Origin of the sequence: Nocardia sp. NPDC006044 (assembly GCF_042871115.1) — a bacterium.
Taxonomy (GTDB): Bacteria; Actinomycetota; Actinomycetes; order Mycobacteriales; family Mycobacteriaceae; genus Nocardia.
Genome location: NZ_JBIAID010000001.1, coordinates 3,280,756 through 3,301,588, shown reverse-complemented (window position 1 = coordinate 3,301,588; position 20,833 = coordinate 3,280,756). Strand labels below are relative to the sequence as shown.

19 protein-coding genes are annotated in these 20,833 nt (G+C 68.5%); 11 read left to right on the top strand and 8 right to left on the bottom strand.

The annotated features are described in order from the left end of the window. Nucleotides 1–41 precede the first annotated feature (41 nt). The 3 genes from ACFYO1_RS14990 to ACFYO1_RS14980 all read left to right on the top strand — a co-directional run bounded on the left by ACFYO1_RS14990 (nt 42) and on the right by ACFYO1_RS14980 (nt 3,847). A complete protein-coding gene (locus ACFYO1_RS14990) occupies nt 42–1,106 on the top strand; it encodes a hemin ABC transporter substrate-binding protein (protein WP_387230829.1) in 1,065 nt (354 codons plus the stop codon). Nucleotides 1,107–1,119: 13 nt separating this feature from the next. Continuing rightward, complete coding sequence (locus ACFYO1_RS14985) at nt 1,120–2,217, top strand: FecCD family ABC transporter permease (protein WP_387230827.1); 1,098 nt, start codon at nt 1,120–1,122, stop codon at nt 2,215–2,217. Between the two features lie 799 nt (nt 2,218–3,016). Then, nucleotides 3,017–3,847 (top strand): heme ABC transporter ATP-binding protein, encoded by an 831-nt coding sequence (locus tag ACFYO1_RS14980; RefSeq protein WP_387230825.1) that lies wholly within the window; start codon nt 3,017–3,019, stop codon nt 3,845–3,847. A gap of 384 nt (nt 3,848–4,231) precedes the next feature. Here ACFYO1_RS14980 and ACFYO1_RS14975 read toward each other — a convergent pair whose 3' ends face one another. The 3 genes from ACFYO1_RS14975 to ACFYO1_RS14965 are packed head-to-tail and all read right to left on the bottom strand — an operon-like array spanning nt 4,232 to nt 7,161. Then, the gene (locus ACFYO1_RS14975; RefSeq protein ID WP_387230823.1) at nt 4,232–6,325 is read right to left on the bottom strand and encodes an MMPL family transporter; all 2,094 of its coding nucleotides are present in this window, start codon (nt 6,323–6,325) and stop codon (nt 4,232–4,234) included. 59 nt (nt 6,326–6,384) lie between these two features. Further along, nucleotides 6,385–6,924, bottom strand: a complete 540-nt coding sequence (locus ACFYO1_RS14970) for a hypothetical protein (protein WP_387230821.1) — start codon at nt 6,922–6,924, stop codon at nt 6,385–6,387. After that, a complete protein-coding gene (locus ACFYO1_RS14965) occupies nt 6,925–7,161 on the bottom strand; it encodes a hypothetical protein (protein ID WP_387230819.1) in 237 nt (78 codons plus the stop codon). 281 nt (nt 7,162–7,442) lie between these two features. Here ACFYO1_RS14965 and ACFYO1_RS14960 point away from each other — a divergent pair, with 281 nt between their 5' ends. From ACFYO1_RS14960 to ACFYO1_RS14950, 3 genes are read left to right on the top strand one after another with little or no spacing between them, the layout of a single operon-like run. Next, complete coding sequence (locus tag ACFYO1_RS14960; protein ID WP_387230817.1) at nt 7,443–8,516, top strand: YncE family protein; 1,074 nt, start codon at nt 7,443–7,445, stop codon at nt 8,514–8,516. Then, a complete protein-coding gene (locus ACFYO1_RS14955; RefSeq protein WP_387230815.1) occupies nt 8,516–8,803 on the top strand; it encodes a DUF5703 family protein in 288 nt (95 codons plus the stop codon). Before ACFYO1_RS14960 ends, ACFYO1_RS14955 begins: the two co-directional genes overlap by 1 nt. A 4-nt stretch (nt 8,804–8,807) precedes the next feature. After that, nucleotides 8,808–9,884: a quinone-dependent dihydroorotate dehydrogenase gene (locus ACFYO1_RS14950; RefSeq protein ID WP_387230813.1), complete on the top strand. Its 1,077-nt coding sequence runs from the start codon at nt 8,808–8,810 to the stop codon at nt 9,882–9,884. A gap of 37 nt (nt 9,885–9,921) precedes the next feature. Here ACFYO1_RS14950 and ACFYO1_RS14945 read toward each other — a convergent pair whose 3' ends face one another. Both ACFYO1_RS14945 and ACFYO1_RS14940 read right to left on the bottom strand, forming a co-directional pair. Further along, entirely contained in the window at nt 9,922–10,311 is a 390-nt protein-coding gene (locus ACFYO1_RS14945; protein WP_387230811.1) for a hypothetical protein, read from the bottom strand. A gap of 43 nt (nt 10,312–10,354) precedes the next feature. Beyond that, entirely contained in the window at nt 10,355–10,648 is a 294-nt protein-coding gene (locus ACFYO1_RS14940; protein ID WP_387230809.1) for a hypothetical protein, read from the bottom strand. A gap of 304 nt (nt 10,649–10,952) precedes the next feature. Here ACFYO1_RS14940 and ACFYO1_RS14935 point away from each other — a divergent pair, with 304 nt between their 5' ends. The 3 genes from ACFYO1_RS14935 (at nt 10,953) to ACFYO1_RS14925 (ending at nt 15,266) form a co-directional block, all read left to right on the top strand. Further along, complete coding sequence (locus ACFYO1_RS14935; protein ID WP_387230807.1) at nt 10,953–12,446, top strand: PfkB family carbohydrate kinase; 1,494 nt, start codon at nt 10,953–10,955, stop codon at nt 12,444–12,446. Then, nucleotides 12,443–13,252: a GTP cyclohydrolase II gene (locus ACFYO1_RS14930; RefSeq protein WP_387230805.1), complete on the top strand. Its 810-nt coding sequence runs from the start codon at nt 12,443–12,445 to the stop codon at nt 13,250–13,252. Before ACFYO1_RS14935 ends, ACFYO1_RS14930 begins: the two co-directional genes overlap by 4 nt. A 181-nt stretch (nt 13,253–13,433) precedes the next feature. Next, on the top strand, nt 13,434–15,266 hold the full coding sequence (locus ACFYO1_RS14925) for an AMP-dependent synthetase/ligase (RefSeq protein ID WP_387230803.1): 1,833 nt from the start codon (nt 13,434–13,436) through the stop codon (nt 15,264–15,266). A gap of 51 nt (nt 15,267–15,317) precedes the next feature. Here ACFYO1_RS14925 and ACFYO1_RS14920 read toward each other — a convergent pair whose 3' ends face one another. Both ACFYO1_RS14920 and ACFYO1_RS14915 read right to left on the bottom strand, forming a co-directional pair. Further along, nucleotides 15,318–15,860: a YbhB/YbcL family Raf kinase inhibitor-like protein gene (locus ACFYO1_RS14920; RefSeq protein ID WP_387230801.1), complete on the bottom strand. Its 543-nt coding sequence runs from the start codon at nt 15,858–15,860 to the stop codon at nt 15,318–15,320. A gap of 14 nt (nt 15,861–15,874) precedes the next feature. Then, complete coding sequence (locus tag ACFYO1_RS14915; RefSeq protein ID WP_387230799.1) at nt 15,875–17,236, bottom strand: M20/M25/M40 family metallo-hydrolase; 1,362 nt, start codon at nt 17,234–17,236, stop codon at nt 15,875–15,877. A 303-nt stretch (nt 17,237–17,539) separates the two neighbouring features. Between ACFYO1_RS14915 and ACFYO1_RS14910 the strand changes: the two genes are divergently transcribed. Continuing rightward, entirely contained in the window at nt 17,540–19,006 is a 1,467-nt protein-coding gene (locus tag ACFYO1_RS14910; protein ID WP_387230797.1) for an FAD-dependent monooxygenase, read from the top strand. 9 nt (nt 19,007–19,015) lie between these two features. Here ACFYO1_RS14910 and ACFYO1_RS14905 read toward each other — a convergent pair whose 3' ends face one another. After that, entirely contained in the window at nt 19,016–20,179 is a 1,164-nt protein-coding gene (locus tag ACFYO1_RS14905; protein ID WP_387230795.1) for a MalY/PatB family protein, read from the bottom strand. A gap of 70 nt (nt 20,180–20,249) precedes the next feature. Here ACFYO1_RS14905 and ACFYO1_RS14900 point away from each other — a divergent pair, with 70 nt between their 5' ends. Continuing rightward, the gene (locus ACFYO1_RS14900; protein ID WP_387230793.1) at nt 20,250–20,744 is read left to right on the top strand and encodes an Lrp/AsnC family transcriptional regulator; all 495 of its coding nucleotides are present in this window, start codon (nt 20,250–20,252) and stop codon (nt 20,742–20,744) included. Nucleotides 20,745–20,833 lie beyond the last annotated feature (89 nt).

Below are 20,833 nucleotides of genomic sequence, written 5' to 3'. Positions count from 1 at the left end.
CCGCCGCTCGGCCGCGCACGGCACGTCTTAGGCTTGCCTACATGAGGCATGCGACGTCCGGCGACCCGTCCGTCCAGGCGCAGCGGATCGGCGGTGTTCGATCTACGGCGGCCCGGTGCGTCCTTGCCGTGCTGGCCCTGACCATGGTCATGGCCTCGGCCGCGTGCGGCCCCGACACCGCGACCGCGGCCGGACAGCGCGGACCGGCCACGGCGACGCTGACCGACCTCGATCCGGTGCCGATCGGGCCGGAACCGACGCCGGTCCTGCCGGTCACCGTGCGCTCGTTCGACGGCGCGGACGTCACCATCACCGATGCGAGCCGCATCATCGCGGTCGACCGCTATGGCACCCTGTCGCAGATCGTGTACGCGCTCGGCCTGGGCTCCAAGCTGATCGGCCGCAGCAGCGTCGCTATCCCGGCCATCCGCGATGTGCCGAACGTGGCGGGTGGCAACGGTGCGCTGAACCTGGAAGCCCTGCTGGCACTGCGTCCTTCGGTGTTCCTGACCGACGACGTGACGGTGACGCCGCAGCTGCGTGAGCAATTGCGCGCGGCCGGGGTGAACGTCGTCTTCGCCGACCCGAAGCGCACCATGGACGGTGTCGTCCCCCAAATCGAGGCTGTGGCAAACGCTTTGGGCGTACCGGAGCAGGGCAAGAAGCTGGGGCAGCGCACCCGCGGCGAGATCGACGCCGCCATCGCCGCTGTGCCCCAACAGGATCCGCGGTTGAAGATGGCGTTCCTGTATCTGCGCAGCACCGCCATCACCATGCTGGCCGGGCCGGGGTCCGGTGCGGATTCGCTGATCGCCGCGCTCGGCGGGCAGGACGCGGGCGCCGCGCTGGCCGAACCGTTCGTCACGATCACCAGCGAGGCCATGATCAGTGCCGCGCCCGATCTGCTGCTGGTGATGTCGGACGGGCTGAAATCCGTTGGTGGCGTTGACGGTTTGGCAAAGGTGCCGGGTATCGCACAGACGCCGGCCGGGCGGAACAAGCGGGTCGTCGACATGTCGGATCAGGTGATCCTGAGCTACGGGCCGAACACCGGCCGGGTGATCACCGCCTTGAGCGAGGCCGTGTACGGCGCCAAGCCCGCATGACCGGGCGGCTCGCATGACCGACGTGGCCAAAACCGAACCGGCCGTCGAACCTTCACCGCCCGCGCCGAAGTCGCGCGGACGATCCCGCACGACAGTCGTTTTCGCGATCGCGATCATCGGGTTGATCGCGCTCGCGCTGGCCTCCGCCGCGATCGGACAGGTGCCGACCACGCCCGCCGAGGTGGCCGGGAGTGTGCTGCACCGGATCGGGCTGGACTGGGGGCCGCTGCCCGCGCATCCGGCGGGTGAGGTGACGCTGTGGCAGGTGCGGTTCCCGCGGGTGCTGATGGCGATGCTGGTCGGGGCGGCGCTCGCGACGGCGGGCGGGTTGCTACAGGGGGTGTTCGCGAATCCGCTGGCCGAGCCAGGTGTGATCGGAGTTTCGGCTGGTGCGGCGGTCGGTGCGGGGATCGTCATCGTGGTCGGCGGGACGTTTGCCGCGGCTTGGTCGGTGGCCGCGGGCGCGTTCGTCGCGGGGCTGGCCACCACCCTGCTCGTGTATCTGCTCGCCCGGTCCGGCGGGCGCACCGAGGTGGTCACGCTGGTGCTCACCGGGGTCGCGATCAACGCGTTCGCGGGTGGGTTGCTCGCGTTCCTGCTGTTCGTCGCCAGCCCCGCCGCGCGCGACCAGATCGTGTTCTGGCAGCTGGGTTCGCTGAACGGCGCGACCTGGGACTCAGTCACCATCGTCGCGATCCTGACCGCCATCGGCGTCGCCGCCGCCATCCTCATCGCCCCGCGCCTGGACCTGCTCGCCCTCGGCGAGGCCGCCGCCCGCCACCTCGGCGTCGACGTGGAACGGTTGCGCCGCAACGTCATCCTGGTGGTCGCGGTCCTCGCGACCGCGGGCGTCGCCTTCACCGGCATCGTCCTGTTCGTCGGTCTCATCGTCCCGCACCTGGTCCGCATGCTCGTCGGCCCCGCCCACCGCATTCTCATCCCGCTCAGCGCCATCCTCGGCGCCGTCGTCCTCCTCGCCGCCGACGTAGCCGCCCGCTCCCTCGTGCACAACGCCGACCTTCCCCTCGGCATGCTCACCTCCCTCATCGGCGGCCCCTTCTTCTTCTGGCTGCTTCGCCGGACCCGTGCGCGAGCAGGAGGATGGGCATAATGCGATTCACCTGGGCTGCAACAGATCTCGCGCCTACTCATTGCAGTGCACCGCACTCGAGCTCCGCCCGGCGACACGATCAGCGCCGAAGCGCTCTCCGAAGGCGGCGCGCATCGGATCGTCGGGATCACGGCGCCCACGCGGCCCCCACGGCCTGCGAGTCGGTCCGGCGGGCAGCGAGCGAGATACGGCCCGTGTTCGCACGGACCCACACGTCCGACACGGAAGCCAAAACACCGCGCGCACAACGGGCGAACGCGACCCGACGACAGGCAAACATCGCCCGCGGGTCAGTCCGGGACGGGGTAAGCGGAGTTCGGCACTTGTTCACGCGGACACACGCCTCCCCACACACTGGCGACACGAAAGGCCAAAACACTGCGTGCACGCCGAGTGGACGCGAACCGACGACGGACAAACGTCGCATACAAGTCGGCCGTGGGTGGGGTGTGAGCCGAAGTCGGCAGGCGCCCGCACGGGCAACCCTCGCGGGTTTCCATGCCGGATACCCTGCAGCGGAAGACAGCTGGGCCCGCACCCCGCGTTCGACTTACCTGAAAGTTGCCCACGCCCCCGCGTTTTCAGCGCAGCTTGACGATGCATCCACTGGTTGCCGTGCGCAGGAGATACTCCCGCGCAAGCGCGTTGGCGGCTACGTACGGAATTTGCGTGCGCGGACACACGCGTCGCCTGACCAGTCCGAGCAGGAAGCCACGAGGCCGGGGGCGAACGTGAACCGGCCACCGGCAGACGGCGCGGGCGAGTTGGGTGGGGGTGGGGTGTGAGCGGGGTTCGGCAGGTGTTTGCGCGGACGCATGAGTTGCCGGAGGCGCCGGAGAAGGGGACGGTGACGTTGCGGGCGCGGGGGGTGAGTGTGGATCGGCGGGGGGCGCAGACCGCGCAGCGGCGGGTGCTCGACGGGGTGGACTTCGATGTTGTCGCGGGCGAAGTGGTTGCGCTGGTGGGGCCGAACGGGGCGGGTAAGTCGACGTTGCTTGCGGCGCTGGCCGGGGAGTTGACGCCGAGCGAGGGGTCGGTCGAGCTGGAGGGGCGGGCGCTGGCGCATTGGTCGCCGCTGGATATGGCGCGGCGGCGGGCCGTGCTGCCCCAAACCCATACCGTCGGTTTCCCATTCACGGCCCGGGAAGTGATCGCGATGGGCCGGGCGCCGTGGCTGCGCACCGAACGCCGCGAACTCGACGACGAACGCATTGCCGCCGCCATGCGCGCCGCCGACGTGGAACACCTTGCCGCCCGGTCGTTTCCGACTCTCTCCGGCGGCGAACGCGCCCGCGTCGCCCTCGCCCGCGTGCTCGCCCAGGACACCGGCACCCTGCTCCTGGACGAACCCACCGCCGCCCTCGACCTCGGCCACCAGGAAGCCGTCCTCCGCCTGGCCACCACCCGCGCCGAAGCGGGCGCCGCCGTCGTCGTGGTCCTGCACGACCTGGGCATCGCCGCCGCCTACGCCGACCGCGTCGCAGTCCTCGAGGGCGGCCGCATAGCCGCCGACGGCCCACCCCGCCAAGTCCTCACCACCGACCTCCTCACCCGCGTCTACCAACACCCCGTCGAGGTCCTCAACCACCCGGTAACGGGCGCCCAACTAGTCCTTCCCGTCCGCCGCTGATCCGACCGAGCAGCCGGAACGCCCGCGACTCCGTGCGCGACAAGCCACATCCGCAACCACCGCCCCAGCCAGGCCCCCTCGAGCGACCGCAAACCCACCGGCGCCGCCGACGGGACCGAACAGAGCGCTTACCCGGTCCGGAATCCGGGCAACCTCAACTAACGCCGCACCAAGGCCCGCTCAACGGTCGACAAGCCCCAACCCGCCGCCCAATGGCACACAGCGCAGCATCTACAGGCAGTCGCATGTTCGCGATCGCGAGTCCGGCTCCCCCGATGGCCGCATTCGAAGCGTGAGCCTGCTTCGACTCGCACACCTTCTCCTGTCCCGGCGCCACGTGCCAGGCGGTCCCCGCAGACGGCCACCCTCGCCAGAGCTGCCCCCTCAGCGCCAGATCAGCTTCAGCACCGCGGGGGTCAGCAGCATGCGGATGACCGTCGCATCCAGGATCAGCGCGGCGATCATCCCGTAGGCGATGTACTTCATCAGCACCAGATCGGAGAATCCGAACGCGCCGGTGACGACGATCAGAATCGCTGCGGCGGAGGTGATCACGCCGCCGGTATGGGCGATCCCATAGCGGATCGCCTCGCCCGGTTCGGCGCCGTTGGCCCGCGCCTCGGCCACCCGGGACAGCAGGAACACCTCGTAGTCGGTGGACAGCCCGAACACCACCGTCACGATCAGCGCGAGCACCGCGAACATCAATGGCCCCGGCGTGAAGTGGAAGAACCCCGCCCCGTGCCCCTCGACGAACACCCAGGTCAATACCCCCAAGGTCGACACCAGACTCAACGCGCTCATCGCAACGGCCTTGACCGCCAGCACAATCGACCGGAACGCCGCATACATCAACGTCAGTGCCGCCGCCGCGAGTATCGCTACCAGCAGCGGCAACCCGTGCAGCAGCCCGTTGATACTGTCCCGTTCCAGTGCGGGCACCCCCGCCACCATGACGTCCACCCCGGCCGGCTCCGGAATCGCCCGCAGCGCCTTGATTACCCGATCCGAGTCCTGTTTGTCCGTCAGCCCGGCCTGCAACACGTTGATGCCGCCCTTGGTCGGCACCGACGGCTCGAATCGCCCAGTCAGTCCGGGTATTTGACTGGCCTCGTAACGAATGTCGCTGAGCTGCTGCGGATTCGCGTTCCGCACGACCAGCTTCAACGGCTCGGTCCGAAAACTCGGGAACAACTCGTCGAACCGCTCCTGCGCCACCCGCGCCGGGTTCTCCGCACCGAGATATTTCTCACTGATGCCACCGAACTCGATGTGCCGGAACGGAATACTGAGCGCGAGCAGCGCAAGCACGATCGGCACCGCCACCGCCCACGGCCGCCGCATCGCCCATTGCGCCAGCCGGGAGAAGAACCCGGCATCGATCTGCGCCTCGGTCTTGCTGCGGGAGAACCGTTTCCAGCCCAGCAGATCGATCCGCCGCCCCGCGATACTCAACGCCGCGGGCAACGCGGTCACCGACAGCAACGCGGCGAGCAGCACCGAACTGATCCCGCCGTACGGCACCGAGCGCAGCACCCCGTTCGGAAAGATGAACAGCGCGGCGAGACTCACCGCGATGATGCCGGCCGAGAACAGCACGGTCCGTCCCGCGGTCGCCACCGTGCGCGCGGTCGCCTCCTCCACGCTACGGCCCGCGGCCAGTTCCTCCCGGAACCGCGTCACGGTGAACAATCCGTAGTCGATGGCCAGCCCGAGACTCACCAAAGTCATGACGGTACTGGCGAATACGTTCACATCGATCATCCCGGTGAGCACCCGCATGATCCCCGCGGTCCCCATGATCGTCATGCCGCCGATCACCACCGGCAGCAACGCGCCCACCACCCCGCCGAAGACGAAGTACAGCAGGATCGCCACCAACGGCAACGCGATGATCTCCGCACGGTGAATGTCGTTCTGCATACCGGTATTCAGGCCGGCCAGCACCGGCTGCAATCCGGCCAGTTGCACCGTGGTCCCGCCGGGCCCGCCGCCGGCACTCCCCGCGCCCAGATGGTCTTTGATGGCGGCGTAGTTCTCGACGGTCGCCGTGCCCTCGCCCCGCAACCCGACGCTGGCGAACGCGTGCGTGCGCGTGGCATCCGTGGCATTGGCCGCAAACGGGCTGTCCCAGTAGCTGTCGATCTTCAGAATGTGCTCCGGATACCGCGTGAGCAGCCCGTTCAACGCACCCGTCACCGCGGACCGCACCGCCGGATCATCGACCGTCGTCCCCGGCGGCGCGGTGTACAGCAGGATCAAATCGCTGTCGGTATCCCGCCCGAACGTCGCGTCCGCGATCTTCGACGCCGCCACCGACTCGCTGGACTCGTCGAACCATCCCTCCTGGGTCAGCCGGCCCGCCAGATCCCGTCCATACCAACCGGACGCCAGCACCGCCACCGCGAAGACCCCGAGCACCAGAAACCGATGCCGGTAGACGAACCGTCCCCACCGCAACAACCCGGAGTGCAGCATCGAATCACCTTGCGGTGCACGCGAACCCCGCACGCGCGATCCCCGCACCTCGGTCACGGTCAGCCGCAGGCGGGCGTGCGGTAGTCGGCGGAACGCAGAATCCCGCACAGATCGGTGCGCGAGATCTTCCACTTGCCGTCGAGCAGCACGAAGTGCACCACGGTCGTGCGCACCGCGGTCCCGCTGCCGTCCTTGTCCAGGCGCATCGTCGCGGTCAGCGTGCCGTCGTGGTTGTCGAACACCGGATCGGTGACCCCGTAGACCGCGCGCGGATTGTCCTGCAACGCCTTGTACATGTCGGGAATCGCCGTGCGGAACGCGTCGCCGTCCTCGATGAGGTCGGTCCGTTCGGTATCCGGCAGACCCGGATCCAGCGCCCGCTTGATCTGCGCGTCCAGCTGCGCGGCCGTCGGCAGCGGCGGATGCGCGGCGATGGAGGAGGTGGTGATCGACGCGGACAGCGACGCGTTGGCCGACGAACGAGCGGCGTCGACGGCCGCCTCGTCCGATCCGGTGCTGCATGCCGCGGCCGCGGCCACCAGAAGGAGGCCGGTCGCGGTCAGCGCGGTGCGGGCGAGAAATGTATATGGCATCACCATCTACATACCATCAATGACGGAGCTGATGCGTCCCAGCAGGGCCCGAACGGTCGTCACTTCTCGATCGGGCGCCGCCTCGACGGGCACGGCGTCCGGAATCATGTCCCGCACCAGCGCGACGACGCTGCGTTCGTCGTCGAGATCGATGTCGGTGACCCTGGCCTCGGCGACCGCGACGACATCCTCCGGACCCGGCACCTCGCTCGTCAGGTCGGCCCGGTAGATCTCCAGCGTCAAACTGGCCCGGACCGTGCGAAACGCGTACGGCCTGCCGTCGCCGGTGGTGCCGAACCCGTGAGCGAACGGACCAACGGTGATGTCATCGATGGTAAATCCCGACGTATGGTCGGCTATCAACCGGATCTCCCTGATTTGGACACTGATTCAGCTCAACCGTAACGCGCATCACCGACATTCTCCCCCCGCCACCACCCCGGTACGCCGTCGCGGTGCGCCATCATGGTCAGATGGTGGAGTTGTGGTTAATCGTCGGTAGAAGTCGGTAAGGAGTTCGGTGGATGCGCCCTCGCGGCTGGGTTCGATTCGCGGGTTCTGCCGTGGTTGCGCGGCGCAGCCACCTCGTCCGAGTTCCCACCGCGCTGCTCGGCGTTGCGGCGCTGACGGTGCTGGCCGGCTGTGGCAACAGCCCCGACAGTGACAACCTGCCCACCCGGGATCCGGCGACCGCGGCCGTCTCGCCCACCGGCACCGCGGCGCCCGCGGGCGATGTCAGCGGCCTCGCTCCGGTCCGCGCGATGCTCGCCGAGCAAGGCACCGGTCAGCTCGGCGCGCTCGACCTCGGCGAGGCGAACAGCGCCCTGTTCCTGATCGACCCCGCGACGCCCACCGGAATCCGCACCCTGCCACTGCCCGCGCACGGCGCGAGCCTTGCGCAGGGCAAACCCGGCGAACTCCTGATCCCCGCCCCCGACCGCATCCTGCGGGTCGACGTCGCCGCCGCCACCCTCAGCGAAGTCCCGTTCGACGGCGACGCCCGATCCGTCCAGCGCCGCGACGACGACACGCTGCTCGTCGGCACCGCGGACGGCAAGGTCCGCACCCTCACGCCCGAGGGCAAGGTGGTCCGCACCGTGACCGGCCTGGCCTCCGCCGACGCACTCGCCCTCACCCCCGGCCACGTGTCCGTCCTGGACCGCAGGCAGACCTCGGTGACCGAGATCGAGCTGGGCAAAGACGACCTCGGCCTGGCCCTGCGCGCGGGCGACGGCGCGACGAACATGATCGCCGACCACTTCGGCCGGATCATCGTCACCGACAGCACGGGCGACGAACTCTTGGTGTTCAGCGCCGGACCTCTCGTCCTGCGTCAGCGATTCCCGGTAAACTCTTCGCCTTACGCGCTCGCCTACGATCAGCGGTCCGACACCGTGTGGGTGACGTGCACGCAGAGTAACGAAGTCGTCGGATTCGATCTATCGACAGGTATACCGACGGAAGTGGGCCGCTACCCGACGGTGCGGCAGCCGAACTCGGTGACCATCGATCAGCGCACCGGTGACATGTTCGTGGGATCCGCGGCCGACGGCGGTCTGCAGCGGATCCGCGCGGACGATCGGAAGAGAGGCCACTGATGACTCCGGCAACGCGCGCAGACGACGACCCGCCTTCACCACGCGAGCAGCGTGCGCGCCGCAACGCGCTGCCCGTCGGCTGGGAAACCTCCAGCGAGGACTACGAATACGTGCCGCTGCGGCTGCCACCCGAGGTGACCAGGGTGACCGCGTCCATGCGGCTGGCCATCCAGGCCGAGTTCGGCGGCTGGGAACTGTCCCGCGTGCGGGCCTACACCGACGGTAGCCGCCGGGTGCTGCTGCGCCGCCGAAAAACCGCACTACCCCAGCCGGAACCGGGAATGTGAGCTGATGTACGCCCTGTTATTACGCCTGATGTTCCTGGTTCCCCCGGAACGCATCCATCACCTGGCCTTCGCCGCCATGCGCTTGGCCTCTCGTTTCGCGCCCACCCGCTGGGTCATGACCAAGGTGCTCGTCACCGACGATCCCGTCCTGCGCAACACCGCGTTCGGCGTCGACTTCCCGGCGCCGGTCGGCCTGGCCGCCGGGTTCGACAAGAACGCCGACGGCGTGGACGCCTGGGCGCCGCTCGGTTTCGGTTTCGCCGAGATCGGCACCGTCACCGCGCAGGCCCAGCCCGGCAATCCCGCACCGCGCCTGTTCCGGCTGCCCGCCGATCGCGCCCTGATCAACCGCATGGGCTTCAACAACTTCGGCGCCGCGGCCGCCGCGGAATACCTGCGCGGCCGCCGCGGCGACGTGCCGATCGGCGCCAACATCGGCAAGACCAAAATCGTCGAACCCGCTGACGCCGCAGGCGATTACGCGATCAGCGCGGCCCTGCTCGGCCCGCTCGCCGACTTCGTCGTAGTGAACGTCAGCTCGCCCAACACGCCCGGCCTGCGCGACCTGCAAGCCGTCGAATCGCTGCGCCCGCTGCTGCAGGCCGTGCTCGACAGCGTCCGGGTGCCCGTGCTGGTCAAGATCGCCCCCGACCTGTCCGACGAGGACATCGACGCCGTCGCCGACCTCGCCGTCGAACTCGGCCTGGCCGGCATCGTCGCCACCAACACCACCATCCGCCGCGACGGCCTGCGCACCCCCGCCGACGACGTCGCCGCCATGGGCGCCGGCGGCCTGTCCGGCGCCCCCGTCGCCGACCGTTCCCTCGACGTGCTGCGCCGCCTCTACCGCCGCGTCGGCGACCGCCTCGTGCTCATCTCCGTCGGCGGCATCGAAACCGCCGACCAGGCCTGGGAACGCATCCGCGCCGGCGCCACCCTGCTCCAGGGCTACACCGGCTTCATCTACGGCGGCCCCTTCTGGACCCGCAAGATCCACCGCGGTCTGGCCGAGCGCCTGCGCGCCGACGGGTATCAGAACATCGCCGACGCTATCGGCGCCGAGCACACCGCCAACGCCTGAGCATTCCAGTTACCTTGCGGCAGTACGGCTCTCGACGTTAACCGGGAACGTACGGCGGCGCGATCGCGTGCGGCCGCAACCGGTAGGAGTGCGAGTTGCGGCGCGTACACGCCGGATCGCCCTCGCGCCGCAACTCCTCGTGCAGTCGTTCCGCCATCCGCTTGGCCAGCAGGATGATCACGTGCTCACGCATCATGCCCAGCCGATCGGCGTAGCCGTCGACCCGGGCCTGGGCGATGCGGTCGTGCACGACATGCGGATCGCTCAGCAGCTCATCCAGTTCCATGCCCGCTCTGGCCTGGGCCTCGGTCAGCCTGCGGTCCGGCAGCCAGCTCAGCCGCCAGACCTGGGCGCCGTCGCCGTCGCGGTACGCCGACTCCGGGGTGATGTCACTGGTCATCGTCCATTCGGTGGTGTGAATGGTCATCGCTACCTCCGGTACAACGGATCGAGCATGTTCGGCTCGACGTCTAATCCCGCGGATGCCTGTCGTGCATCCGCTGATGCAGCACGGACAGTGCCGCCTGCACGGTGAGTCCGAGGGAGCCGGCCAGCGCGTCGGCGCGGGCCCGCTCCTGGTTGCCGGAAACCGAGTCCGGCCGGCCGAGCAGCTCGGCCAATTCCATTCCGGCCCTGGCCTGTTCGTGGGTGAGGCGATGCGGCAGCCAGCTCAGGCGCCAGGCCGGTTCGGCGCGGGCCGCCCGCCACGCCCACTCGACGGTGACACTGCTGGTCATCGACCGGCTGTTCGCGTAGATCGTCACGGCTGTCTCCACAGACGTGGAAGTCGTCGCCTAGGCCGCGTGCAGGATCGGCTCCAGTTCGGTGTCGGTGACTGCGCGGCGCTGCTTGCGCCGGCGGATCTGCCGGATCAGGAAAATCACCTTCATCACCAGGCCCTCCCGAGTCGTCTGGCGGTGACGATCGAATCGTCATCTCCAGTGTGGCATTTGCCGTTCTCAAAGGTCAATTGCCGTTGTAGTTTGGTAATTGCCAGTTCGCGCTTCGGATAAACCGCCTATCGTGAGCGCCGCATAACGATCAGCCACGACCACAGGGAGGATGGCGATGCAGCCGCAGGACCCGGGCACGGTGGCCGCCCGCAACATCCTCACCAGGCTGGGCAAACGCTCCGGACTGAGCTCGGATCGCCTGCGCACCACCGAGATCGACGTCGCGCCGCTGCTGGATCTGCCCGCCGTGCGCAGGCACGCGCAGCGGACCGGGATGGAGCGCGAGGAAGCGGTGCTGCCGATGGTGCGCGATCTGGCTCGCCAGCTGAACCCCTCCTCGCTGCTGATCGTGGACGCGGCACTCGCGCTCGGCCTGTTGCGCGACATTCCGGACACCGGAATCGATCTCGATCGCCTCTACGCTCCCGACCTGGGCGAGCGCAGGCAGTATCTGGCCGATCGATGGCAACTGCTGCACGCAGCGCTGCACGCCGACCACGTGCCGCCCGCGCCGTCGGTGCGCTCGTTGCGCGGCAACCAGGAATGGCGCGCGTTCACCGAACTCGCCGCCCTGGTCGCCAACGAATCGATCTACGAGGCGGGGCCGACCCATCCTGGCCACTCCCTGCCTGCTCCGGAAGTGGTTGCGCCGCCGCCGGTTCCGGGAGTCGTGACGGTGTTCGGCGACGCGGTGATCGATCACATCTACCGGGTCGGCCACATCCCGGAGGTCGGCACCTCGACACCGGGCAACTTCGCCGAACATCCGGGTGGCAAGGGGCTCAACCGGGCCGTGGCCGCCGCCCGGCTCGGGCTGCGCGTCCAACTGATCACGGCGATCGGCGACGACGACGCGGGCCGGCGGATCCTGGACTACCTGCGCAGCGAGAACGTCGACACCGACCTGGTGAAGGTGGTCCCCGACGCGCCCACTCCGGTGACCGCGGTGTTGATCACCAGCACCGGCGCGGCGAGCAATATCGGCTGCCGCGACTACCGAATCCGGTTGAGTGCTCAAGATTTGCGCAGTCCGGTCATCCACGCCGCGATCGAGCAGTCCGACGCGGTGCTGCTGACCTTCGAGCAGCCCCGTCCGGTGATCGAACAGGTGCTCGCCACGGTGCGGCGAACCGCGGGGCGGCCACTGCTCGTCGTGCATCCCTCTCCCTCGGTGGATCTGCCGCAGTATCTGTACCAATACCTCGACGTGGTCGACTATCTCGCGGGCACCAGCGCCGACCTCACCGCGATGGTGCCGGAGGCGAACTCCAAGTCCGTCGCCGACACCGCGCGGCGGCTGCGCACCCTCGGCGTCCGTTCCGTATGCGCGGTCGAGGACTTCCGGTGCACGGTGTGGTCCGATAGGGTCAACGCCGAGATCCCGCCGTTCCCAGCGGCTCTCGAAGACTCCCCCGGCGCTCAGGCGGCCTTCGCCGCGGCGCTGGTATATCGTCTCGTCTCGACGCGCCGACCGGCCGAGAGCCAGGACTATGTCTGGGCGACGGCCGCGACGGCCGCGACGCAATCGTTCGGAGATGTCCCAGACGCAATGCCGCTCGTCAGTGAGATCGACCGGATCTTCCACCTTGCTTCGAAGGAGAAGCGTTGACCACAGCTGGGTCCGACCTTGCCGAAACCGATCACCGGTTCACCCGCAAGGAGCATGATCTGCGACTGCGCGTGCTGGAACTCGGCGACGAGGGCGAGCAGGGGCATCTGCTGGTTTTCGGCGAGGTTGCCGACGGTTGTCTGGTACGCCTGCACTCGCGCTGCCTCTACGGTGACGCGCTGCGCTCCGACGACTGCGACTGCGGGCCGGAACTCGACGCCACCCTGGATATGATCCAGGCCGAGGGCGCGGGCGTGCTGGTGTACCTGGAGCAGGAGGGCCGCGGCGCCGGGCTGGTTGCGAAAGCGCGCGGCTACCGGTACAGCGAGCAGCACGCGACCGACACGTTCACCAGTTACGAGGCGCTCGGCTACCCCGCCGACAACCGCACCTACGATCTGGCCGCCGAGCGCCTGGCCGCGCTCGGCCTGCGCTCGGTGCGGCTGCTCACCAACAACCCGGCCAAAATCGACGCCCTGCACGCCGCGGGCATCGAGGTCACCTCCGTACCGCTGCTCACGCCGGTGCACGGCCTGCGGGCCCGCCGCTACCTGGAAGCCAAACGCGCACACCGAGGCCATCGCATCCCGATCGTCTACATCCCGTTCGTCGCGTTCTCGGCGCGGTCGATGCGCCCGCGCTGGTCACCGCACCTCGGCGTCGAACTGTTCGTCCCGATCGCGATCCTGTGCGCGCTCATGGTCCATTTCGATCAGCTCGGCAGTGCGGCGGGCACCGCGCTCGGCGCACTGGTCGCGTTCGTGGTCGCGGCCCGGCAGCGCGGCCGCTTCGCCCGGCCGAAGTAGCGCCGGGCGGCAAATGTCGCGTGCGTGTTACTTCCCGGGTAAGCACCACCACTACCCCGGCCCCCTGGCTACCATAAGTGAGCCGCGCCACTCCTGGCGCACTGAGACTCTCGGGTCTCGAACCGCCCGCGTGCGGATGCCGTGAGGCGCGGTTCATGGCATGGAAATCAGGAACAGGGATATGACGACAGCAGACATCGGCTATGCGCACGAATCGGACAAAACGGTCTACACGGTTCCGGAGGCGTTCCAGGAGACCCTGAGGTTGCGGCCCGATCAGGTGGCATTGCGGACGGTCGGCGGGACCCAGCAGATCACCTGGCGGCAGTTCGGTGAGCGGGTGCGCGCGATCGCGTCGGGTCTGTCCGCGTTGGGCGTCGGGCCCGGCGACACCGTGGGCATCATGCTGACCAACCGGCCGGAGTTCAATCTGGTCGACACCGCGGCGCTGCACCTGGGCGCCACCCCGTTCTCGATCTACAACACCAGCTCGTCCGAGCAGATCACCCACCTGTTCACCAACGCGGCGAACAAAGTCGTTGTGACAGAACAGGTTTTCCTGGACAAAGTGACCGGCGCGGGCGTAGAACTCGCACACATCGTTCTGGTCGACGGACCGGCCACCGGCGCGATCACCCTCGCCGACGTCGAGGCGAACCCGGCCCCGCACTTCGATTTCGAGGCGGCCTGGCGCGCGGTCAAGCCGGACGACCTGGCCACGCTGATCTACACCTCCGGCACCACCGGCCCGTCCAAGGGCGTCGAGGTCACCCATCGCAACGTGCTGGCCCAGGTGATCGCGCTGGTCAACGGCCCGCTGCCGGTCGGCCTGGACGACCGCGCCGTGTCGTATCTACCCGCCGCGCACGTCGCCGACCGCATCTCCTGCCATGCCATGAACCTGGTCACCGGCGTCCAGGTGACCACGGTGCCGGACCCGCGCGAGGTCGCCGCCGCGCTGCCCGACGCCCGTCCGACCACCTTCTTCGGCGTGCCGCGGGTGTGGCAGAAGATCAAGGTGGGCATCGAGGGCAAGCTGGCCGCCGAGCCGAGCGGGGTGAAGAAGTCCCTCGCCAACTGGGCCATCGAGACCGGAATGGCCGCGGCCAGGGCCGATCTCGCGGGCAAGGGCCGCGGCCCGATCCTGTCGGTGCAGCACAAACTGGCCGATGCGCTGGTGCTGTCGAAGCTGCGGCACGCGATGGGCCTGGACGAGCTGTCCGTGCCGGCCTCCGGCGCCGCGCCGATCCCGGCGGAGACCCTCGAATACTTCCTCGGGCTCGGCTTCCCGATGAGCGAGGTGTGGGGCATGTCGGAGACCACCGGCGTCGGCACCTTCACCGAGAAGGCCAAGCCGCGCCCCGGCTCGGTCGGCCGCCCGGTCGACGGCATGGAGCTGCGGCTCGACACCGACGGCGAGGTCTTGGTGCGCGGGGCGATCGTCACCCGCGGCTACCGCAACATGCCGGAGCAGACGGCGGCGGCGATCGACGCCGACGGCTGGCTGCACACCGGTGACATCGGCACCCTGGACGCCGATGGCTACCTGCGCATCGTCGATCGCAAGAAGGAACTGATCATCAACGAGGCCGGCAAGAACATCGCGCCGAGCAACGTGGAGAACGCGGTGAAGGCGGTGTCCTCCCTGGTCGGTCAGGTGGTCGCGTTCGGCGACGCGAAACCCTACATCGCGGCGCTCATCGTGCTCGATCCCGATGTCGCGGCGTTGCGCGCCAAGGAGTTCGACGCGACCGACGCCGACGTGGCGACGCTGGCCACCAGGCCGGAGATCGTCGACGAGGTGCTCGCCGCGGTGCAGGCGGGCAACGTCAAGCTGTCGCGGGTGGAGCAGATCAAACGCTTCACCATCATCGGCGCGGTGTGGGAGCCGGGCGGCGACGAGCTGACCCCGAAGATGTCGCTCAAGCGCGCCCCGATCGCGCGGAAGTACGCGGCCGAGGTCGAGGCGCTCTACGCGAAGGATGCCCCGGAGCAGGTCATCAACGTGAAGTGACAATGACGGTGGCCCTGAGCAATTCGCTCAGGGCCACCGTCGTGTCCGAGGCTACTTCTGCTCGTAAGTGCCCACGATGGTCGCACGCGCGATGGCGTGCGAGAACAGGTTGAAGCCGAGGTAGGCGGGCGTGGCCGAGGCATCGATGCCGAGGCTCTCCACGTCCACGGCATGCACCACGATGAAGTAGCGGTGGTAGCCGTGTCCGGGCGGCGGTCCGGCGCCGACGAATCCGGCGAACCCGCCGTCGTTGCGCAGGCTGATCGCGCCGGTCGGCAACGCACCGCCCTCTTCGCCGCTCCCCGCCCCGCTGGGCAGCGAGGTGACGCCGACCGGAATGTCGGCCACCGCCCAGTGCCAGAATCCGGCTGCGGTCGGCGCGTCCGGGTCGTACACGGTCACGGCGAAACTCTTTGTCTCCGCGGGGAATCCGGACCAGGACAGCTGCGGCGAGATGTCCTTGCCGCCGGCCCCGAAGATGCCGCTGACCTGATCGTTGCCCAGCGGCTGACCGTCGCTGACGTCGTCGGAGGTCAGCGTGAACGACGGCAACTGCGGCAGCGCGTCGTACGGGTTATAGGAGTAGTCGGGCACTGATTGTCCTTTCGTCAGCTGTTCAGCAGGAAGTGTTCCAGCACCCGGGTGCCGAATTCGAGCGCTTCCACCGGAACGCGTTCGTCCACACCGTGAAACAGCGCGGTGAAGTCGAGATCCGGTGGCAGTTGCAGCGGTGCGAAGCCGAAGCAGCGAATACCCAAGCGAGCGAACGCCTTCGCGTCGGTGCCGCCGGAGAGCATGTAGGGCACGGTGCGCCCCCGCGGGTCGTGGGCGAGGATGGCGTCGTTCATCGCGTCCACCAGGTGACCGTCGAAAGTCGTTTCGTACGAATCGAGTTTGGTGATCCACTCGCGCTCGACGTCCGGGCCGATCAGCTCGTCCACCTCACGCTCGAACGCCGCCTGCCGGCCCGGTACCACGCGGCAGTCGACCACGGCCTCCGCGGTCTGCGGGATCACGTTCGCCTTGTACCCGGCCTGCAACATGGTCGGGTTCGCCGTATCCCGCAGTGTGGCACCGATAATCCGCGAGATGGTGCCCAGTTTGGCCAGCTGTCCCTCGATGTCCGGGCTGGACGGGTCGAACTCCAGCCCGGTCTCCTCGGCGACGGCGGCCAGGAACGCGCTCACCGACTCCGACATCACCACGGGGAAGGTGTGTTTGCCGAGCCGCGCGACCGCGTCGGCCAGAATGGTGACCGCGTTGTCCTCGTGCAGGAACGAGCCGTGACCGGCACGGGCCTTGGCGCGCAACCGCATCCAGCCGAGCCCCTTCTCGGCCGTCTCCACCAGATACAGCCGGCGTTCGGTGCCGTCGGGCCGCGGCACGGTCAGCGAGAAGCCGCCCACCTCGCCCACCGCCTCGGTGATCCCCTCGAACAGATCCGGCCGGTTGTCCACCAGCCACTGCGACCCCCACTTGCCGCCGTTCTCCTCGTCCGCCAGGAACGCGAACACGATGTCGCGCGGCGGCACGGTCCCCTCGAGCTTGAACTGCCGGGCGATGGCCAGCATCATCCCGACCATGTCCTTCATGTCGATCGCGCCGCGCCCCCACACGTAACCGTCCTGCACCGCGCCCGAAAACGGATGCACGCTCCAGTCCGCCGCCTCCGCGGGCACCACGTCCAGGTGCCCGTGCATCATCAGCGCGCCCTTGCTCGAATCCGCGCCCTTCAGCCGCGCGAACACATTCCCCCGCCCCGGCGCCCCCGACTCGACGTACTCGGTCGTATACCCGGCCTGTTGCAGTTGCTCAGCCACCCATTCCGCACACTCGCGCTCCCCCTTGGTGGTTGCCAGCTCTCCGGTGTTCGAGGTATCGAACCGGATCAGCGCGCTGACCAGGTCCACCACCTCGTCGACCGCGCGAGAGCTGCTGTTGGGGACTGATCCTTCGACAGTTGTGGACACGTACCCTTTCCTACCACCTGCCCGGACTCCCGCCGCTCAGTCCCTCCTGCCGAGGTCGCCTGGCACCACCGGGCGGCACAGCGTACGGTGCCGATCCCCCGGCTCGCAGGGGTCTGCATCACGCTGATCGCAACGCCGCGCCGAGCCGTTCACCGAGCCGAGGCATAGGGCCGCTAGTTGATCTTCAACGGCGACCCTATGACTCGACTCGGTGAGCGGGAACCACCTTCGGCGGGATGTGCGGCTGCGCACGTGCGGTGAAAACCGGTGGCGCGGCGGGCATGTGGTTGGCAGGGTTGAAGGGTGCCTGATACCGATGTGGTGATTGTTGGCGGTGGACCAACTGGTCTGTTATTGGCGAACGAACTCGGGCTGGCGGGGGTGCGGGCCGTTGTGCTGGAGCGCGACCCGACCCGCAGCCGGCAGTCCAAGGCCTTGAACTTGCAGCCGCGCTCGGCGGAGATCCTGGACTGGCGCGGGTGGCTGAGCCGGATGGACGAGTTCGCCTTCGCCAACGTGGAATGGGGGCATTTCTCCGGTATTCCGTTGAACTACGGGGCGCTGGACAGCCGATTCGCCCACCAGGTCGGCATCGTGCAGGCCGATGTGGAGCAGGCGCTGGAGGCCAATCTGGCAGGTTTCGGCATCAAGCCGCGGCGCGGGCACGAACTGGTTCGTATCGACTCCGGACTCGCACCCGGCGACGACCAGGTCATCGCCACGGTGGCCACAGCCGACGGCGAGCACCGGCTCACGGCGCACTACCTGGTCGGCGCGGACGGCGGACGCAGCACCGTGCGCAAACTGAGCGGTGTCGCGTTCCCCGGACGGGACGGAAACGCACCCGCGGCAGTGTGCGACATCACGCTCCGCCGCAAACCGGCCGGGGTCGGCGAGTCCTGGGCCATGCCCGAATTCGACACCGAGCGTACCGATTTCGCCTTCTTGCTGCCGTTGCGCGATGGGGTGTACCGGTTCACATTCAGCGCTCTCGGCCAAACCGGAATCAGCAAGGATACGGCGGTTTCGGCCGAGGAGATCCAGGGCGTGCTGACCCGTACCTACGGACCGGACATAGAACTCGACGAGCTGCTGATTGCCTCCCGATTCACCGACGCCTCCCGGCAGGTGAGCGAATACCGCACGGGCCGAGTGTTTCTCGCCGGCGACGCCGCGCACATCCACGCGCCGCTCGGCGGTCAGGGCATGAGCCTCGGCCTGCAGGACGCGTTCAATCTCGGCTGGAAGCTCGCCGCCGATGTGCACGGCTGGGCGCCGCAGCACCTGCTCGACAGCTACCACACCGAACGGCACCCGGTGGCGGCCGCCGTGCTGGCGAACACCCAGGCGCAGAGCGTCCTGACCGCGCCGCATCCCGACGCCAGGGTAGTGCGTGCGATGATCAGCCGGCTCCTGGAATTACCTGAGGCGAACCTTCAAGTGGCCCAGGATGTTTCCGGTCTGGCCATTCGATACGACCTCGGACCGGGACTCGGCCACCGAATGCCGGATCTCGACCTCGGCGACGGCACCCGCCTCGCCGAACACGCGTGCGGCGGGCACGGGCTGCTGCTGGACAGCAGCCGGGACCATCGGTTCGCCCCGCTGGCCGACGGCTGGAAGACGCGGATTCGGTGCGTCACGGTGGATTCCGGCGCGCTGGCCGCCGCGGCGGTGCTGGTCCGGCCGGACGGTTACGTCTGCGCGTCGAGTGACGACCCCTCGGCGATCTCGACGGCACTGACGCACTGGTTCGGCGCGCCCGACTGACCCGCACCCTCACCGATCGTCGCGCTTCTCCACCGCCGTGTGCAGCCGCCCGAGCATGTCCTCGAGCACCGGCCGGAAGGTCGCGAAGTTCAGCCGCGCGAAACCCGCACCGCCGGGCCCGAAGTCCGGGCCCGGCAGCAGGCGGACCTTGGCCTGCTCGAGGAAGAACCCCGCCGGATCCTGACCGAGTTCGAGTGCACGGCAATCGAGCCAGGCCAGATAGCTCGCGTCGGGCCGGTGGAAGCGGATCCCCGGCGGCAGCGACTCGGCCACCAGGTCCCGATTCTCGGTCAGCACCCGCCGCGTATGGGCCAGCCACTCGGCGCCCTCCCGCCAGGCGGTACAGGTCGCGAGCACGCTCAGCGCGCTCACCTGCCCGTACACCAACGGCGGCTGCGCGTCCAGCGCCGCCCGCACCCGGCGGTCCCCGACATGTGCGACACAGCACCGCAGCCCCGCCAGATTGAACGCCTTGCTCGCGGAGTTCAAAGTGACGGTCCGCCCGGCGATTTCCGCCCCGAGCGAGGCGATCGGAATATGCCGGCGTCGATCGTGCGTCAGCTCGGAATGGATCTCGTCGGAGATCACGAAAAGGTCATGCCGGCAGGCGATCTCCGCGATCACCGACAGCTCGTCGCGATCGAACATATGCCCCGTCGGATTGTTCGGGTTCACCAGAATCAAGGCGCGGCAATCATTCTCGGCGACGTCCCGCGCCATCCGGTCGGCGTCGAACGTCCACCCGTCCGCACCCGCGATCATCGGAATAGGTACCAGCCGCCGCCCCATCACCTCCAGCGTCTGCAGGAACGGCGGATACGCGGGCGTGTGCACGGCGACCGCGTCGCCCGGCCGGGTCATCAGCTGCAACACGATCTGCAAGACCTGGATCAGCTCGGTGAAGACGTACACGTCATCCGGATCGAGAGCCAGGTCGCATCGGTCACGCATGCGGTCGGCGAACGCCTCCTGCAACGGATTGCGATCGGGCCGGTCCTCCCACGCCGGATATCCCAGATCCCCCTCGACCGCCCGCCGCAACACCGCGCGCACCGGCTCCGGCACCGGAAAATCCATGTCCGCGATCCAGCCCGGCAGCACGTCCGCCCCCGCCCGTGCCCACTTGATCCCTACTCGCCGCCGCAGTGCCTCGATGTCGACCAGATCACTCATGAGCTGAACCCTAGAAGTAACGGCACCGGACACGATTGACAATTTTCCCGATCACACGCAAAGATCTTGCGTGACCGTTCTACCGTTAGACGACATCGACCACCGGCTCTTGGAGCTCGTCCAGGTCGACGCGACCCGGCCCCTGCACGAGCTCGGCGATCGAGTCGGCCTCTCCCCCAGTGCCGTTCAGCGCCGGCTCACCCGCCTGCGCGCCGGCGGCGTGATCACCGCGGAGGTCGCCGTGATCGACCCGCGCGCGGTGGGCATGGGGTTGACCACCGTGGTGCTCGTCGAGCTGGCCGAGGACGACAACGACCACTACGTCGCGTTCTGCGACCGCATGCTCGCCGAGCCCGCCGTGCAGCAGTGCTATTCCGTTGTCGGACAATGGGATTACCTGGTGGTGCTGATCACCGAGGACCTCGCCGCCTACCGTCACCTGTCGAACGATCTCTTCGTCCGGGACAAGTCCGTGCACCGCTACGAGACGTTGCCGACCTACGAACGAATCAAAGTCCAACTCGCCGTACCCTTGTCGGGATCACGCCAAGAGACCAAAACGTAATGGGCTTCACAGGAACTGCACGGCAAACTGTTGCCGACGCCACGGGTTTCAGCGGTTTACTGGAGTAGTGCCGATCGGCACCAGCAAGG

What these genes read in the sequence shown, in the direction of transcription:
- ACFYO1_RS14990 (WP_387230829.1), top strand. Translation starts at nt 42, where the DNA reads ATGAGGCATGCGACGTCCGGCGACCCGTCCGTCCAGGCGCAGCGGATC.
- ACFYO1_RS14985 (WP_387230827.1), top strand. Translation starts at nt 1,120, where the DNA reads ATGACCGACGTGGCCAAAACCGAACCGGCCGTCGAACCTTCACCGCCC.
- ACFYO1_RS14975 (WP_387230823.1), bottom strand. Translation starts at nt 6,325, where the DNA reads ATGCTGCACTCCGGGTTGTTGCGGTGGGGACGGTTCGTCTACCGGCAT.
- ACFYO1_RS14970 (WP_387230821.1), bottom strand. Translation starts at nt 6,924, where the DNA reads ATGGTGATGCCATATACATTTCTCGCCCGCACCGCGCTGACCGCGACC.
- ACFYO1_RS14960 (WP_387230817.1), top strand. Translation starts at nt 7,443, where the DNA reads ATGCGCCCTCGCGGCTGGGTTCGATTCGCGGGTTCTGCCGTGGTTGCG.
- ACFYO1_RS14955 (WP_387230815.1), top strand. Translation starts at nt 8,516, where the DNA reads ATGACTCCGGCAACGCGCGCAGACGACGACCCGCCTTCACCACGCGAG.
- ACFYO1_RS14950 (WP_387230813.1), top strand. Translation starts at nt 8,808, where the DNA reads ATGTACGCCCTGTTATTACGCCTGATGTTCCTGGTTCCCCCGGAACGC.
- ACFYO1_RS14945 (WP_387230811.1), bottom strand. Translation starts at nt 10,311, where the DNA reads ATGACCATTCACACCACCGAATGGACGATGACCAGTGACATCACCCCG.
- ACFYO1_RS14935 (WP_387230807.1), top strand. Translation starts at nt 10,953, where the DNA reads ATGCAGCCGCAGGACCCGGGCACGGTGGCCGCCCGCAACATCCTCACC.
- ACFYO1_RS14925 (WP_387230803.1), top strand. Translation starts at nt 13,434, where the DNA reads ATGACGACAGCAGACATCGGCTATGCGCACGAATCGGACAAAACGGTC.
- ACFYO1_RS14905 (WP_387230795.1), bottom strand. Translation starts at nt 20,179, where the DNA reads ATGAGTGATCTGGTCGACATCGAGGCACTGCGGCGGCGAGTAGGGATC.